Origin of the sequence: Paenibacillus sp. MZ03-122A, from assembly GCF_024213325.1 — a bacterium.
In the GTDB taxonomy this organism is placed as follows: domain Bacteria; phylum Bacillota; class Bacilli; order Paenibacillales; family Paenibacillaceae; genus Paenibacillus; species Paenibacillus polymyxa_B.
Genome location: NZ_JANAVI010000018.1, coordinates 1 through 16536 on the forward strand (window position 1 = coordinate 1; position 16536 = coordinate 16536).

Below are 16536 nucleotides of genomic sequence, written 5' to 3' on the forward strand. Positions count from 1 at the left end.
GTTATCTCCATATCTTACGACATGGCTTGATTCTCTTGAAGGTGTTTTGATTTGTCTCACGTTATGGGGTCAGTTCCCTTTCAACATATTCATTATCATGTTTTTTATGAGGAAAGATGATCCTTACTCTGATATAAGAAATGAGAAAAATCAGCGTAGCTTCCTTGGAATTGTTGCATATCATGAGCAGCAATACCTACAAAATTCCCTGTAAAACCACCGGATAAAAAGCTGATATCCTGCATTTCAAAAAGCCGCTTCCACGCAGGTTTGTCTCCGACTCCATAATAAAATTGCCCGTGGGATGCATGGACTTCCACAGCTAAATGTATAGGAAGATCGTCCTGAAGCGTAATCGCTTGGGGAACTAAGGTAAATGTGTTGGCTTCACATCGCATTATGCGCAGTACCTTCCCTTGTCCCTCCTCATAGCTAATATAGGCGTACAAATAATCTTCTTCATTAAGGTACAGTAGAAGCCCCGCCATTTGCAAATAGCTTGTTGGCTGATACTCCAATGCTGTTTCCACCCGGAAATGATGATCCGTTTGCCGAATGGCAAGCACATGATGCTGAAACAGACTTTGAATGGATTCTCCAGCTAGAATCCGAAGATAACCGGGGCGCTGGCTTAATGAACACCAGCTATCGTCCGCCAGGATACGCAATGTGTTCCACGTTTTATCTAATGCGGGTCCCTCGAAAAAATCCTCGAAAATATAACTCTGCTGCTCTTGCTTAACCGAGAACTTCCCTTGAGGTGCGGGCACCTCCAATTGAGGTGTATGGCCCCCGGCGGTTAATCGCAGCCAGCCTTCATCATTCCAGTACACTTGCTGCAAGGCTGTTTCCCGTCCTAAAATGGCATATTTCCCCTCTACTGGACGTGTGCATAAATGAGCCATGTACCATTCACCGTCCGGTGTTTGTACAAGACTGCCATGTCCTGCGCATTGTAACGGGAAATCCAGTCGATCACGTGACGTAAGCATGGGGTTGTGCGGGTCTACTTCATATGGCCCGGATATCTGCTTCGACCGTGCTACGGTAACGGCATGCCCCGTACCCGTTCCGCCTTCCGCTGTAACAAGATAGTAATAACCGTTTTGCTTGTAGATGTGAGGCGCTTCTGTTTTCTTCAAAGGAGTACAATCAAAGATTTTAACAGGCTCGCCAATGAGTTGTTGTTGCTTGCTGTCATACTCCTGCATGACGATGCCGGAAGATTTATTACTTTCCAACATGCGGTAATCCCACAATGCGTTCAACAGCCATTTGCGTCCGTCCTCATCGTGAAATAAAGACGGATCAAATCCGCTACTGTTAAGATAGACGGGTTCCGACCAAGGCCCTTGGATCGTAGGCGCCGTCATCACAAAATTATGAACATCCTTGAACGGACGTTTGGTGCTTTTCACATCCGTATAGAGCAGATAAAAAAGGTCATCCGCATAGCTAAGCTGCGGTGCCCAAATGCTGCAATTTTTCGGGTTTCCTCTTAAATCAACCTGATCGGTCAAAATATCTGTGCAATGCTCCCAGTTGGCCAAATCTTTGGACTGGTACACCCGTACTCCAGGCAACCACTCAAACGATGACACCACAATATAGTAAGTATCCTCGACTCGTGTAATACACGGATCGGGATTAAAGCCTTTTAATATGGGATTTTGGATCATCATGAGACCTCACTTCTCCTTACTTCCAAAATGTTACTTCATCAAATACCTGTTCCTTGCTCCATACTTCTGTTCCCGTTTCAAAACAATCTGCCCACGGAACACGCTGCTTACGTAACGTAGCAACTTCATCGGGTCCGTTATATTCCTGATAACAGACTGTTTTCTCGTTCGCGACATTGTTCCAATTGTCCCAGCCACGTGGGTCAATATGATCGCCCATTTTACAATCGACAAATACGGTCTTGGCATACTCCCGCCACGGACGCCCCAAAAAAACCGGGGTAATATCAGCTTCTGCGGTTAAGTAGCAATGGTTGAATACATAACCATACGCTTGTCCTTGCGGCGTAGAGGCGGCTGTGACGTAGCTCGTTTGGTTGTCATGATGGCGTAAACTGCGAATCTCGCAATCTTCAAAATACGCGGTAGCCCCACCAAAAATAAAGTCCACCGTCCCCTCTATATAACAATGCTGGTAGAGCTGTCGATAGTGCCTATGATGCTCCTTCAAATGGATTCCACCAAACTGGAGTCGTTCTTTCGGTGCAGGAGGTAGAGGGCCTGTAAATAAAGTATCCTGGTGCCCTTTAAAGGTACAGTTTCTAAAGACCGTTTCATCACAATGAGCGTATACCGCAACGGCCTGCCCAATGGCTTCTCCCTGTCCTGCCGTGTTGGAAATCGTGAGATTTTCCAAGATCAGATGGCTACCACCTAAAAATAAAGTAGGTGTGGCAAAGGTCCCTATTTCCTCACCCGCTTCATCCTGCTCCTTGGCATACCGATCCATTCGAATCTCTACCTGTCCGATGCCTATAATATGAAGATATGAACGGTAAATTCGCACCTCTTCCTCATAAGTACCTGATAAAATAGTTAGCGTTTCCATTTCGTTGGAATCCGACTGCTCCAATACAGCAATCGCCTCCTGAATCGTATGGAAATCGCAAAAGGATTCTTTTCCAACTAGCATGGTTACCCCGATCCTTTCATTTGATTTACAGGTGTTCAGCTAAAAATAACTGCCACGCCGTTCGCATTTCCAACGTCTCCATATGTCCACCGCCCGCAATCACAGGCTGCCAATGCTCAGGGTGACCTGCTTCCTGGTAAGCTTCCAGCAGACCTTTTGCCAAATGCTCGACTCCCTCAATAGGACACATCCGATCATTTTGACCTGTTATACTCATCCGTGGACGAGGTACGATCCGCTTTTGAATATCCAAGGTGGTAAAATGCTTCAACAAGCCAGGGACATAGGAATAGAAACCATGATGATCCAACCCCCTTTTGGCGATTAGCGTATGGGCATCTACCTGTCCACAAATATCAACCGTCACCTGTATCCGTTCATCTAACGCAGCCATCCACCATGCCATGAGTCCGCCCATCGACATACCGATTGTTGCGATACGGGAAGCATCGATATCTTCACGCTGGCACATATAATCCACCAAGCGACGGTTATCATACAGCATCATGCCCCACAGCACTTGGCCCTGCCAGAGCATTTCCTTTACCAGCTCGCTCTCAGTTTTGCCCCCACGTTCATTGAAACCCCACATGTCAATGCAGCATACACAGTACCCCATGTCTGTCAGGGTAGTAGCAAACGAGGGCTGCTGCAAGTAAGGGCTGCTATGGATCAGTTCCTTGCGCCCGTTCGTATAATTGCCTCCATGCGAATGGTTAAAAACGACCAATGGGAACGGACCGTTCCCTTGTAAGGGTGTAGCTACATAAGCGGGTACAGACTCGATCCCGTTCAAGTCGAGCAGGAGACACTCCAGTCGGTATCCCTCGCGCTCTTCTTGATTCAGCAGAGTTGCCGTTACAGGGCGATCTGCCGGAAGGTCGCCCAACAATGCTTGCAACTTATCCACGTTGTACCTCCTTTCATGCCCTCCTAATTCATCTTATTTCGTTCAGAAGGTTGTATCGTTACTTGTTCTATCAGCTTTTCGGGCTGAGCTGTATTCTTCGAATGACAACGATTGATTTCAACGTCTTCTCCATTTTCAATGTAAAAGGCAGGACCTTCATGATTCTCAATCGTCACATGTTGAAAACGAATATCCTTCACATTACCTAGATAAAAACCACGGTTGTTCATATCTTCAATCCCTGTCATCATCGCCGGACGACCGGGAATTGCATTTTTAGCCATAGAAATATCAATATTGGAAAATGTAATTTCAGCAATATATTGCTCTGCAAGTCCGTATAAGAATCCAGCAGCCGCATGAACCTGTCGTGCCGTAATATCGGAAAAATGGATTCGTCTAAAGCATGGGGTTTCATTGGTAATCGGATAGGGATTTTTATCCCACACATATTTGTCTTTGCCCCGAGGGCCGCAGAAATAATAAAGGTTCAGAATAAATGGACAAATTACATCTTCCATCACAATGTTGCTGACGCGAATATCCTCGATGGTTCCGCCACGTCCTCGTCTGGATTTCAGACGTATACCCCGATCCGTTTGCTTGAACACGCAATTACTGATCGTAACATTACGAATATCACCACTCATTTCGCTTCCCAGTACGACTGCGCCATGTCCATGTACCATCGTACAGTTGGTAATCGTAATATTTTCACATGGAATTCGCTCTTGTGTATCTTCGGTTCCTGCTTTGATGGCAATACAATCATCGCCCACATCTATATTGCAGTTGCTAATACGAACATTGGAACAGGATTCAGGATTAATGCCATCCGTATTGGGGGAGTCCGCAGGGTTAAGAATGGACAAATTATCAATCGTAACGTTATAGCAAGCGATGGGGTTTACAGTCCAACTGGGGGAATTTTTTAACATAACATCTTTAATGGTAACCCGCTGACAACGGTCAAAGCTGATTAATTTGGGTCTCGGATATTGTAACTCCTCTGGATGATTCCGGTGCTTTTCCCACCACGGTTGGCCATTTCCGTCCAGCGTTCCGCTACCTGTAACTGAAATATTCTCAAGGTTCTGTCCATAAATGCATGACGCATGCACTTCCCGCTGAACGCCTTCCCATCTGGATTCTACTACAGGGTAATCAGCCAGTTCCGTACTGAAGGACAGAGTTGCGCCAGGGCTTACATGCAGCTCAATGTTACTTTTCAGAAAGATAGCTCCTGTCAGATACGTCCCAGACGGAACATAAACGGTTCCTCCTCCAGCATTGCTGGCCGCTTCAATGGCAGCCGCAATCGCTTCTGTAGCCAACGTCGTACCATCCTGAACTGCTCCATAATCTACAATGTTATACAATTGCATTTCGTTCTCTCCTGTCTTTATATTTTGTGGATGTTAGATCCATTTTGTATTGGGAAAGCATAAGCTGCCCCCGGGTTTCAACATCCAAGAAATCATTCAAGGAGTCTGGGGGCAACAGCCATACTCAGCTATTATTTTTTCGTTTTTTTATACGCTTCCTCATACTCAGCAGTAATCCGTGATCCACCGGAGTTTTTCCAGTTTTCTACGGCTGCTTTAAATCCGGCTTCGTCAAGCTCGCCCATAATAAATTTGAAGGAGGCGTCGGTAATGATTTTCTCCAGCTCTGTTCCTTGCTCATTAGCAGTGACTGAATCCAGTGGCACGGTCGGGTCCAGAACAGCAAATTCATTATTTTCTCGGACTAATTCATTAGCCAGTTCCTTTTCTGGATTGGCATCTTTTAAGTTGTAGGTCACTTCACTTGGTCTGGAGCTTGAAAACGGCTGAACATCTGCTTGCCACAAATCTGTATTCGTAATTTTAAAGGCTCCATCTTTTTCGATTTTATAATGAGTGCCTTCAATACCACCGGTCATATACATATATACATCTTTGTCAATTAAATCATCTACAAATTGCAGCAGTCTCTTCAACTCAGCTTCCGTTTTTACTTCGGATTTTGGAAATGCCAGCAAACCTCCTACCCCGCTTCCTTCAGACCATACGTGGTATTTGCCATCTCCATTCGAAATCTTGTTAACCGGTACCAGCTTCAGTCCCTTTTGTAGGCCTTGGGACAAGGTTCTGAGGTTAGAGATATCGATCATACCCGTATAAATACCTGCTTTACCTTGTGCAAATTGTTGCTGCTGATCCGTTTTAGCGGTTACAGCAAAGTCTTTAGAGAGATATCCATTTTTGTATAATTTATTGGAATACTTTAAGGTCTCCAAATATTGAGGAGTATCAAATTCTGGCGTAAACTTTCCGCTTTCATCTACTTTCCAGCCATTAGGTGTGCCAAAGTAGGAACTTAAAGTTTTGAAGCTGCTGTAGCGTAGATCTGATCTGTCAACAAACCCAGTCGTATCATTTTTTCCATTTCCATCCGGATCATCTTCTGTAAACGCTCTCGCAACTTCATACAACTCATCCAGTGTCGTCGGCACCTTCAGTCCTAAGCGATCCAGCCAATCCTGACGAATGACTAGACCCGCCCGAGCCAGATTCTTCTGGAACGGAACGCCATACAGTACCCCTTCAATGGATGCGGCTTCCCGAACTTCAGGCGGGATCTTCTTCAAATTTTCATAATCATCCAAATACTTTCCTACATCCCAGAATAGCCCTGATTTCAAAGAGCTTCGTACTGAAGAATTTGTCATCATCGTCAGCGTCACCATATCGGCCAATTCGCCGGATGCAAGCGCGGTAGTGATTCTCTCTTCTTTGGAAGCGTCAGGCACCCAATTGAACGTGATTTTAGAATTGGTGTATTCTTCAATTTTGCTTTTGATCGTTTCTGTAGGCGGAGAAGCGGTATGCAATACGTTTAACCAGGTAAATTCCAGTTTGGACTTCGGATCATAGGTTTGGCCGCTTTGATCCTCAGCTCCCTTGTCACCGCAAGCAGCTAAAAAAACACTCATGACCATTAGTACAGCAAGAAGGCCCGATACTCCCTTTTTCGTCGTGATTCCCTTTTTCATCGTGTTTGCTCCTCTTCTGTTTATATATTTATGCCATATCTTCCTCTTTCACCAGAACCTCTCGCTCTATTTTGCTGAACACCTGATGCGTCATCCACATCACGAGATAACCCATAATACTTGCTCCGGCAAAAGTTAGAATTCCTGGGTACAAGCCTAGAATCAATGCAAAAAGCACGACAATGGCTACAAAAAGAACAAGCGTATATTGTAAATACGAAAATCCAATCACTATCGACATTTTGACCTTCAGTCTGATACCTTTCCAATCATAGTGAGCCAGTAGCGGGAAAATGTAGGCCAAAGAGATGAGATACAAAAAGGCTCCAATAAGCGTCACCACACGAACATACCAGGACGAGACATTGACTATATCCACGTAGAGTACGTAACCCACAAGGCTGTAAAGCCCGCCAATGATTGCTGCTTCTTTAAAGCTTTCTCTAAAGTAACGTACAAACGTCGAGAAAATGGCGACTTCCTCATTGCCCCGAATCCACTGCCTTAAAATACTAAGCATAGCAACGGTCGCAGGTCCGACACCTATAAAACCCAAGCCTAGAATCGTCGCAACCGTCCAAAGCAAATTAAGGTAGACCAGGCGCAGCAGGCGCATGCACCATTTGTTCATGTTTTCTACAAACCGTACCATTATGCATCCTTCCCGTCGTCATTAATAAACGCCGTCTTCACCAAATTTCTTGGCCAGTCGATTGGACCCCATAATCAGGATTAAACCTACCACACCTTTAAAAAGTCCTACCGTCGTACTGAAACTTAATTGTCCATTCTTTAAACCCGCAGTATAAATGTAGGTGTCAAAGATTTCGGCAACCTCGCGATTTAATGAGTTCAATAACAGATACATATGCTCAAAGCCCAAATCCAAAGTGCTACCGATTTTCAAAATTAACAATGTAATAATGACCGGGCGAATCGCAGGCAAGGTAACGTGCCATGTCTTTCTCAGGCGTCCAGCTCCGTCCATCTCTGCTGCCTCATACAATTGCGTATCTACCACTGTAATCGCAGATAAATAAATGATGGTAGACCAGCCGAGTTCCTTCCAAATCACTTGCCCGATGTAGACGGTTCGCAGCCATTGGGGAGAAGTTAAGAAGCTGATCTTCTCACCGCCTAGCGCGGCAATCATTTCATTCAGCACCCCACCATCTACGGTTAGGAATACATAAGAAATCGAAACAATGATAACCCATGACATAAAGTGCGGGATGTAGATAATGGTTTGAATAATGTTTTTAAAAAACATCTTCCTAACCTCGTTCAGCATGAGTGCCAAAATGATGGGCAATGGAAAAAAGATTACAATGTTCAATGCGAACAAAACCAGCGTATTGCGAAGCAGCATAAAAAACGTAGGCTCGGTAAACAAACGAATAAAATGCTTCATTCCTACCCATGGACTGCCCGTGATTCCCTGAAAAGCTTGATAATCCTGAAATGCAATCACCAATCCCCCCATAGGAAAATACTTAAAAATAATGAAGTACACCAGTCCGGGTAAAACCATTAAATAGAGCAACTTGTGTTTCTGCATTCGTAAAAGGCTTTCCGTCGTTCTTTTGTTCTTTTTCATTTTCATGTTTGGTGCGGGGACACTTGAAACTTTCATTAGTTCGACCTCCTTCAAACGTTCCTGTATACGTTTTCAAGAGTATGCGATTTTCGGCATTCCGCATATAATCATCAAATGATAGCGTTTACAAAACTGGGTGTGCAGCCTACTTTTCAACCTTATCACCTTAGCTAATGATTACTACACAACCTAATGAGCATCCGCTTATTTCCATGATTAGAGAACACCTCAAGATTTGATTATATACGGAATTCTTTCCTCTTGATAAAGTTGACATGTAAACGATTACGAGGAGGTCAACCACATTGACACAGCCATTACGAAAACAAAAATTACGAAAAAAAGAATCGCTGGGCAGCCGTATTTTCAACATTGTAAACAGTACACTATTGATTCTCATTGCCCTCACTTGTCTCTTACCTTTTTTGAATATCATCGCCAGCTCTTTTGCCTCAACCGAAGAGGTGATAGCCAAGAAGTTCATTTTATTCCCAGTTACTTTTTCCTTGGATGCCTACCGCTATATTCTGTCGACTCCCACCATTTTTAGAGGTCTCGGGGTTTCGGTCGGAGTAACGATCGTCGGTACAGTTGTAAGTATGATATTTACTGCTTTTATGGCTTATGGATTATCCCGAAGATATCTACTTGGCCGCAATACGATTAACTTCATTGTCGTGTTTTCTATGTTGTTTAGTGGGGGGATGATTCCGACATTCCTGGTTGTAAAAAGCATGGGGCTTATCAACTCGTATTGGTCCTTGATTCTTCCCGTGGCCATTAATGCGTTTAACCTGATTATCATGCGTAACTTTTTTCAGGCGCTGCCAGATGATCTGGAGGAATCAGCCAAGATGGACGGGTGCAACGATTTTGGTATCTTCTTTAAAATTATGTTGCCATTAGCCCTGCCTTCTATTGCAACCATCTCTCTATTCTACGCTGTTGCCTACTGGAATACGTATATGCACGCCATTCTCTATATCAATGATTCTGCCAAATGGCCGATTCAAGTCTTGCTACGACAAATTGTAATCGTTTCCAGTGGTATGCAGGCAGAAGGAACTGCTGTAGATGTCATCCCGCCTGCGCAGACGATTAAGATGGCGGTCATTGTCATTGCGACCGTTCCGATGTTAATCGTATATCCATTTGTGCAAAAGCACTTTGTCAAAGGAGCTTTATTAGGCGCGGTAAAAGGCTAATTGGCTTGCTTCATCTTTCGGTAAGCTCCCGGTGTAACCTGTTCTTTTTTCCGAAAAGAGCGGATAAAGTTTTGCGAATTATGATATTGCAGTCGCTCGGCGATTTCTTTAATCGTCATATCTGTCTCAACGAGCCATTTCTTGCCCATTTGTAAGCGGTAGCCCATCAGATATTCACTAAACGTCGTTCCGTATTCTTTTTTGAAAATACTGCTTAAATAATTCGGATTGTAATGAAGTCGGTCTCCAATGAGTTCTAATGATAATTCCTGGTCATATTCAGCACGGATAATAGCAGCAATTTTCTCCGAGAGACAACGGAATTGCTGGTTGGTCTTCTCTTTCATGCTTTTTACCATGGGGAAAATAACTTGCTCTATTAGCATACGTTCTATCTCTTCCGGGTTACGGATGTCCAGCAAACGATGATACAAGGCATGATTGTCTTGCGTCAGCAGCACTTCAATCCCTAATAGTTGCTCCAATTGGATGAGGTTATTCACAAACCGTACCAACAGCACTTCAAAGTTCATGGAATGATTATTTTTTATCATCATTTCCTCTAATAAAGAGTGCACGGTATGATATACCTGCTCTTCGTCCCCTATTCGGATGGCATCAAACAGTTTTGATTCCAATTCCGTAGGATAATGAAGCAGCACCGGACCTGAAATGACCATGGAAATATCTTCATAAAAAATAATCGACTCTTTGCCTAAGTTTAAACGGTGATGCAAAGCTTGCTTGCTCATCTCACAGGCTTCTTTACTTTCTAATAAGTTATCATACACCGTACTAATGCCGATGCTGATGGATACATTCAAATACTCTTTTACGTTTCGAACTAAAAGGGTCGCATCATCTAGGACTTGCTTTCTCATTTCCTGTTCGCTCTTACCTGTCAAAATTAATATGGTGGCCTGAGTGTTATCGTTCAAAATGATGGGAAGCATTCGCTGCTGCTCTGGAATCGTTTCTTCTACGATTTTGTTAATAGCCAGCAGCAAAACGTCTTTATCCGAGGGCTCTCGATCTCCCAGATTATCCAGTTGGACTAACAAGGTAATATACATTTGATTCTCGATCTGCGGATAACCCAGGCGTGGCATTTTTCGTGCCAATTCCTCTGCAGAAATACGTTTGCGGAACAGGTTGAGAATCAATTGGGTTTCCAACTGTGGCATTTCGGACTGAATGAGACTTTCCAAGCTTTCCTTCTCGGTTACAATGTTGTCGATGGAATTAATAATCCATTCAATTTCATTTTTAGAAGGTTCATTTTTGAAAGCGAAATTAGGATTTTTAGGCAAGCTTCGTTTTATTTGCTGAAATGGCTTTGTAAAGTAAATGGCAATGAAGTACGCCACTACCACCATTAAGAGCGTTAATACAAGTCCCATCATGATGATTCCGAATTTGGTCGTTTGAAAGGCATCCGCAATTTCTTTCTTATCCAATACCGTTAAGTAAGTCCAATTGTTATAGGCAGATTTGGCGTAAATGACTTGTCGTGCAGGCTGCTGATCCGTTTTCTCCAAAGTTAACATACCTGTGTTGTTCGGCTTCACTGTAGCTTCTGAAATGTGCTGAAGCTGCTGGGTGGACAATAATTGTTCAGCAGGCTGGGTTTCATACATTAAATCGCCTTGTTTATTCAAAATAAAAACAGCCATATGATCCTCGGTTTGAATCGTATGATTTAACGTTTGCAGCGAAATATCCGACAAAGCAATGGCTTGCTTCTTCTTAGAGAATACAGGCAAGGTATTCACAAAACGAATTCCTTTATCTGTTTTAACCCAGAATAGCCCCTTCTCTTGGTGGTCGATATAGGTACTAATCAGCTTTTCTCGTTCCGCTTTCGTCAAATAGGACAGGCTTCCATTGGAGATTCTCCAATTCTGATCCAGACTGATTAGTGAGTATTCCGTTCCTTCTAATCCCATCGTAGCAATATAATTGAGCTGAGTATTCACATTCCGATACGCTATAAAATCTTTTTCTGTAATGGGATTTTTCACAACATCATTAAAGGAACTGGTCGTGCTATACGTATTAAAAGCATATTCAATCGTTTGAATTTTCTGCTCCAGACTATTTCTGATCTGTGCCATGTAGCTTTGCTTGGTATTGGAAACTCTCTCCACAACGGAGCTAATTGTTGTAAAATAGATGTAGCTGCCAAAACTGGCCACCAATCCTACTCCCAAAACCAGAATCGTAATAAAAATAGTGTAGAACATTCTTCCTTTTTTCATTGCGCTCCCCCTCTGGCTCTTTGCTTCACATCAAAATTATAGCGCTTTCATAACAAGGTTTAAATCATTTTTTTCACGTGTGCATTATTTTTTACATCCGTATCATTCCAATTTAAGTCGATTTTGTTTGGTTTGCGGCAGTTAAAAAGAAATTTGGAGGAGTTACTTATGTTACATGTTGTTAGTCCTAAAGAACCGATTATAAAAGGAGAATTTCCGTCAGACACTTCCTTTCTCTCCCTCTATCCCGTAGCAGTTCGTGAAGCTCGTCCTTTTATATTGGTATTACCTGGCGGTGGCTACGAGCATTTGGCCTCACATGAAGGAGAGCCTATAGCCCGGTGGTTGAATGATCTAGGTATTCATGCGGGTGTGCTGGAGTATCAAGTCGGCGATTTCGAGATTACTTCTTTGTTGGAGGATGTAGAACATGCTCTGCAATGGATTCGCCAAACACCGCATGACTGGCTAGTCATTCCTGATCAAGTGGGGCTTATCGGTTTTTCTGCAGGCGGTCACTTGGCCTCCATTGTCTCCACTATAGGGACAGTAAAGCCAGATCTTCTGTTGTTGGGATACCCTGTAATTTCATTTCATGAGCCTTATACACATATCGGAAGCCGTACACATTTTTTAGGTGAACAGCCGACGCCGGAGCAGCTTCAAGCCTTTTCATCCGATCAGCAAGTAACTTCACAGACACCTCCAACTTTGATGTGGACTACAGCTAATGATGGCGCTGTACCAGTAGAAAATAGTCTGTTGTTCGCTTTTTCATTATCCAGAGAACATATTCCGTTTGAACTGCATGTATTTGAGGAAGGAAGACACGGATTGGGACTGTCAGAGGACAACCATGAATGCCATCAATGGCTTAATCTGGCGGAAACTTGGCTTCAAAAACATGGATATGCTCAGGCAAGGCAACAGATGACAACTCGACTGTTTATCGCTGGGGACTCCACTGCAGCTCAAAAAGGGGCTACCGAAAAACCGATGACAGGCTGGGGCGAACACTTGCAAAGCTACTTGGCACCGTCTGTTCATGTGGACAATCGTGCCGTCAATGGACGAAGCACCAAATCTTTTATAGCAGAAGGCCGGTTAGCTGATATTGAAAAAGATATTCAAGCTGGAGATTATCTGTTTATTCAATTTGGACACAACGATGAGAAACAAGAAGACCCCACTCGCTATACCGATCCTGATGGAGAGTATCGTCAAAACTTAATTCAATACATTCAGTCCGCTCGGGAGCGTGGTGGAATTCCAGTGCTATTGACCTCTGTAAGCCGCCGCCGATTCACCGCAGACGGTGAACCTGATCCGTTGGCTGTAGGAGCCTATCCTGCTGCCATGAAAAAAGTAGCCGCGGAAACCAAGACACCCCTGCTCGATATTTTTGAAGCTTCTCAGCAGCTTTATCGTTCAATGGGTGAAAAAGAGTCACAGCAGCTATTTATGCATTTGCCTAAAAAAGCGCATCCTAATTACCCCGCTGGTGTAACAGATAATACCCATTTTTCTGACGAAGGAGCCAAACAGGTCGCCCAGCTTGTAGCGGAAGCCATTCGACAGTGTGCGGAACTGTCTGCATTAAAACAGCGTATCGTAGAAAGGAATCTAGACAGCGATGAGAGGCTTGCACACCAACTTGTAAACTGATTTCAAGAACTAACTAGATACAAACACAAAACGGACTTGGAGCTAATCACTCTGACGTCCGTTTTTTATTCCGTGTGGATCAAAGACTATACAGCTAGGAGAATAGTTCAAAAGTACAGTAACTTAAAATAAAATTCTTTAATTGTTATATTTTAATTATTTTGTATTTCATAGGACTTTAGAATCATTTTATTGTATTATTTTAACAACATTTGTCGAATGAAGTGAGATCCATAACTTTACATGGTAATTTTAGGAGATTGCATCATACATAAGGAGGATTTTTTATGAAAACTAAGAAAATATTATTATCAACAGCTATGTCTCTGGGACTTATCGGGAGTATTATCGTCCCTAGCGCGTCCGCATCTGTAGGCCCTTCTCCGGTAATTACGCCTGTCGTAGAAGTTAACGGAGTATACTACAGAACGGCTACGTTGCCACGTAATTATTCCTATGCGTTGTCAAATTACCCAGGAGATACTTATAAAGTGGCGAGCGGAAATGTCACCGTCTCCGCTTCCGGGGTGGTAACCACCACTACTGCAACGAATGCAAGAGTTGAGATTTACGGCGGTAACGGTAAATTGAGAATGGTATACACTGTTAAGGTATCTTAAGATAAAAACGGTAAAAATAGCACTGTCCGTTTATTGGGGCAGTGCTATTTTTATGGACGGGCTGATGTCAACCCCTATTCTCATAGCTATTCAATGTCCTGTTCTTTGAATTCTAAAGATCATGTTTAAACCGAATCCAATTAAAACGAGGCCCGTAGCTTTATCAATAACATTTTGTACTCTCGGAGACATTAACCATTTCCTTACATAACTCAACAATAATACGATTGTGGCAAACCAAACAATGGAAACTGCTGCATAAAAGGACCCCATAAGTAAAAATTGTAGACTTGGATTGTAGTCCGGCATAATAAATTGCGGTAAAAACGTTAGAAAAAATATAGCTACTTTAGGATTTAAGGTGTTAGATATAAGTCCTTGCATAAAGGGTGACTTCTTCGAGTGTACTGTCTGGTCATAATTCTCTGTTGGTTTACGTCGTTTGATGAAAGATAATAGGCCCATATAAATCAAATAAATAGCCCCGATGTACTTAACGATTTCAAATGCGAATGCTGATTTCATTAAGAGCAAAGAAAGTCCCAATGCAGCAGCAGCCGTATGAATAAGAACACCAGTAGTTATACCTAGTGCAATTTTGATACCATCCTTTTTACCATCAGTGAGTGTTCGCTTTGTGATTAATGCAAAATCAATCCCCGGTGACATGACTATGAAAATAAGTAATAGGCACAAAAGCTAATATGTCATTCATGAATGTGCCTCCATTAATTTAAATTTTGGATACATAATATTAACGCGTTGCTGTTCTTTTTTCAACCACCATAGTCATCCTCCTGCGGTATGTAATGAACAATTTATTATTATGATAAAATTGAGATTAAGTTGAGATTAAGTTTATTAATTTTAGATGTAGCTACTAGATGATCAACACTTTCACCAAGCCATATTCAAACACTAGGATTAGCAAAAAGATCACTGGTGCTTCCCATGACCAGTGATCTTTTTATTTTCAGATCCTTCATAGCTGGCAACTAAGTAAAATTTGCACCAAAAACCTGTCTGATACATATGGATGAATGAACTAATTTTTTAAAGGGGAATGATTCTGTATGTATGGTATTGGCTATAATTCTGGTCCTGTATTTAGACAAAGAATTTCACTACAGCAAGCACAAGAAATAGCCCTTAGAAATGTGCCTGGGCAAGTTGTTCATGTAGGCATGGATTTAGAGAATGGAATTTTCATTTATGAAATTTTCATTTTGACACCACAAAACAAAATATTTGAGGTTGAGGTAGTTGCCAAAACAGGACGGATAATAAAGATTGAAGAAGAAGATGATTTTGATTGATACCTTCGGATTGCAACAACCTTCTTCCAATTCATATTTGAGTCAGAGGAGATGGAGTGAAGAAAAATATCGTGGATGAAGATTCGTGTGGTGTGGCAACGTGGGATTCGAAATTTAGAGAGACGTTACGACGATATTCTAACACTTGATCAAATCCAACAATTTCGTCGAACAGATAATTTCTCGCAAGGGTACAGGACTTTAATATGCTAGCAAAGAAGCAGTCGGTTGGATAACTTCCTTCCGATTGTTTTTTCGCCTATGGGTATTACACGTAGTTGTTTTACATATAACTTATGATTCAACTAATTGAAAACGATAGTTCAATAAACACGATAAGACGGCAGACGATAAACTGGCTGTCGTTTTATCAACTAACGTGCAGTATAGCATAACAAAGTATAGCTTCTGTTATACTGAGAATAACAATTATCTGAGGAGCTTATGTATGATTACCATATCCAAAGAACAATTAATTGAATGCTTTAAATCTGTTCTTCAGCAAGGATTTTGAAAACCAAGTCAACATGGCGGAACACGCCGCATTACTGGTTTGGGTTCATCTGATCCGTTGGATATAGATGATACTATGTGGAAAAAAACCGAACTAAGATCTTAGATTAAAGCTCTCGTTACAAAAGATGTAAAATATCGTCATATTCCAAGGAATTAACATGATACTGTAGATTTAAATTGTAGAATTAAAAAGGGGACAATTTCTAAATAATTAATGGAGATCAGAAATGGATAGCTGATGTAATTATTGGTGATTTAGTACAAACTCGTGTTGGACAAGACAAGTTTAAAGTTATGTATATTATAAGAGGTGTCGGCGATGAAATTAGTTACGGCGGCCATTATTCACAATGATGACGAATTTTTAATCACCAGACGAGGCCCCGACAACAAACATGCTGGTAAGTGGGAATTTCCTGGTGGAAAGCTTGAAATCGATGAAACACTTGAAGAATGTATTAAACGTGAGATCAAAGAAGAACTTGGAATTGATATTGAGGTTGGTCAACAATTTGGAGAGTCTGTTTATTCATATGGTCATGGTTCAATAAAATTAATTGCATTTTGGACAACGTGGGTATCTGGTGAAATTCAATTAATAGATCATGATCAATTACGTTGGGTCAACAAAGAAACAATACTCCAATATGATTTCTTACCTGCAGATTTACCATTTGTGATGCAGCTTAGTAAGGGCGATAAACCTCGACAATAAATTCACGTTAACAAATATGTTAGCAAATTATAATCGCCCCTT

The 16536-nt window shown here is 42.2% G+C and carries 14 protein-coding genes; 5 read left to right on the plus strand and 9 right to left on the minus strand.

Features of this window, described 5'->3' with window-relative positions:
• Positions 1-104: 104 nt before the first annotated feature.
• The 7 genes from NLX74_RS23145 to NLX74_RS23175 all read right to left on the minus strand — a co-directional run bounded on the left by NLX74_RS23145 (position 105) and on the right by NLX74_RS23175 (position 8235).
• Complete coding sequence (locus tag NLX74_RS23145; RefSeq protein ID WP_254330502.1) at positions 105-1682, minus strand: glycoside hydrolase family 43 protein; 1578 nt, start codon at positions 1680-1682, stop codon at positions 105-107.
• A gap of 16 nt (positions 1683-1698) precedes the next feature.
• Entirely contained in the window at positions 1699-2655 is a 957-nt protein-coding gene (locus tag NLX74_RS23150; protein ID WP_235309416.1) for a pectinesterase family protein, read from the minus strand.
• 25 nt (positions 2656-2680) lie between these two features.
• Complete coding sequence (locus NLX74_RS23155; protein ID WP_254330504.1) at positions 2681-3565, minus strand: dienelactone hydrolase family protein; 885 nt, start codon at positions 3563-3565, stop codon at positions 2681-2683.
• Between the two features lie 23 nt (positions 3566-3588).
• Positions 3589-4950, minus strand: a complete 1362-nt coding sequence (locus tag NLX74_RS23160) for a glycoside hydrolase family 28 protein (protein ID WP_254330506.1) — start codon at positions 4948-4950, stop codon at positions 3589-3591.
• A 131-nt stretch (positions 4951-5081) separates the two neighbouring features.
• Entirely contained in the window at positions 5082-6602 is a 1521-nt protein-coding gene (locus NLX74_RS23165; protein ID WP_028540499.1) for an extracellular solute-binding protein, read from the minus strand.
• 28 nt (positions 6603-6630) lie between these two features.
• Complete coding sequence (locus NLX74_RS23170) at positions 6631-7254, minus strand: YesL family protein (protein WP_013311055.1); 624 nt, start codon at positions 7252-7254, stop codon at positions 6631-6633.
• Between the two features lie 21 nt (positions 7255-7275).
• Entirely contained in the window at positions 7276-8235 is a 960-nt protein-coding gene (locus tag NLX74_RS23175) for an ABC transporter permease (RefSeq protein ID WP_023989418.1), read from the minus strand.
• Between the two features lie 269 nt (positions 8236-8504).
• Between NLX74_RS23175 and NLX74_RS23180 the strand changes: the two genes are divergently transcribed.
• Positions 8505-9404 (plus strand): carbohydrate ABC transporter permease, encoded by a 900-nt coding sequence (locus tag NLX74_RS23180; RefSeq protein ID WP_013311057.1) that lies wholly within the window; start codon positions 8505-8507, stop codon positions 9402-9404.
• On the opposite strand, the gene NLX74_RS23185 is transcribed toward NLX74_RS23180, so the two are convergent.
• Positions 9401-11662: a helix-turn-helix domain-containing protein gene (locus NLX74_RS23185; protein WP_235309414.1), complete on the minus strand. Its 2262-nt coding sequence runs from the start codon at positions 11660-11662 to the stop codon at positions 9401-9403. The two genes, NLX74_RS23180 and NLX74_RS23185, sit on opposite strands and share 4 nt — an antisense overlap.
• 168 nt (positions 11663-11830) lie before the next feature.
• On the opposite strand from NLX74_RS23185, the gene NLX74_RS23190 reads away from it, so the two are divergent.
• On the plus strand, positions 11831-13327 hold the full coding sequence (locus NLX74_RS23190) for a GDSL-type esterase/lipase family protein (RefSeq protein WP_254330507.1): 1497 nt from the start codon (positions 11831-11833) through the stop codon (positions 13325-13327).
• 287 nt (positions 13328-13614) lie between these two features.
• On the plus strand, positions 13615-13947 hold the full coding sequence (locus NLX74_RS23195; RefSeq protein WP_025718617.1) for a hypothetical protein: 333 nt from the start codon (positions 13615-13617) through the stop codon (positions 13945-13947).
• Positions 13948-14037: 90 nt separating this feature from the next.
• Here the strand turns inward: NLX74_RS23195 and NLX74_RS23200 are convergent, their stop codons facing one another.
• Positions 14038-14616 carry a LysE family translocator gene (locus NLX74_RS23200; protein WP_254330509.1) on the minus strand — a complete coding sequence of 193 codons (579 nt, stop codon included), beginning with the start codon at positions 14614-14616 and terminating at the stop codon, positions 14038-14040.
• 404 nt (positions 14617-15020) lie between these two features.
• On the opposite strand from NLX74_RS23200, the gene NLX74_RS23205 reads away from it, so the two are divergent.
• Together NLX74_RS23205 and NLX74_RS23210 are read left to right on the plus strand one after the other, a co-directional pair.
• Complete coding sequence (locus NLX74_RS23205) at positions 15021-15263, plus strand: PepSY domain-containing protein (protein WP_235309408.1); 243 nt, start codon at positions 15021-15023, stop codon at positions 15261-15263.
• Between the two features lie 835 nt (positions 15264-16098).
• Positions 16099-16494, plus strand: coding sequence for a (deoxy)nucleoside triphosphate pyrophosphohydrolase (locus tag NLX74_RS23210; RefSeq protein WP_235309406.1), 396 nt, complete (start codon positions 16099-16101; stop codon positions 16492-16494).
• The last annotated feature ends 42 nt before the right edge of the window (positions 16495-16536 follow it).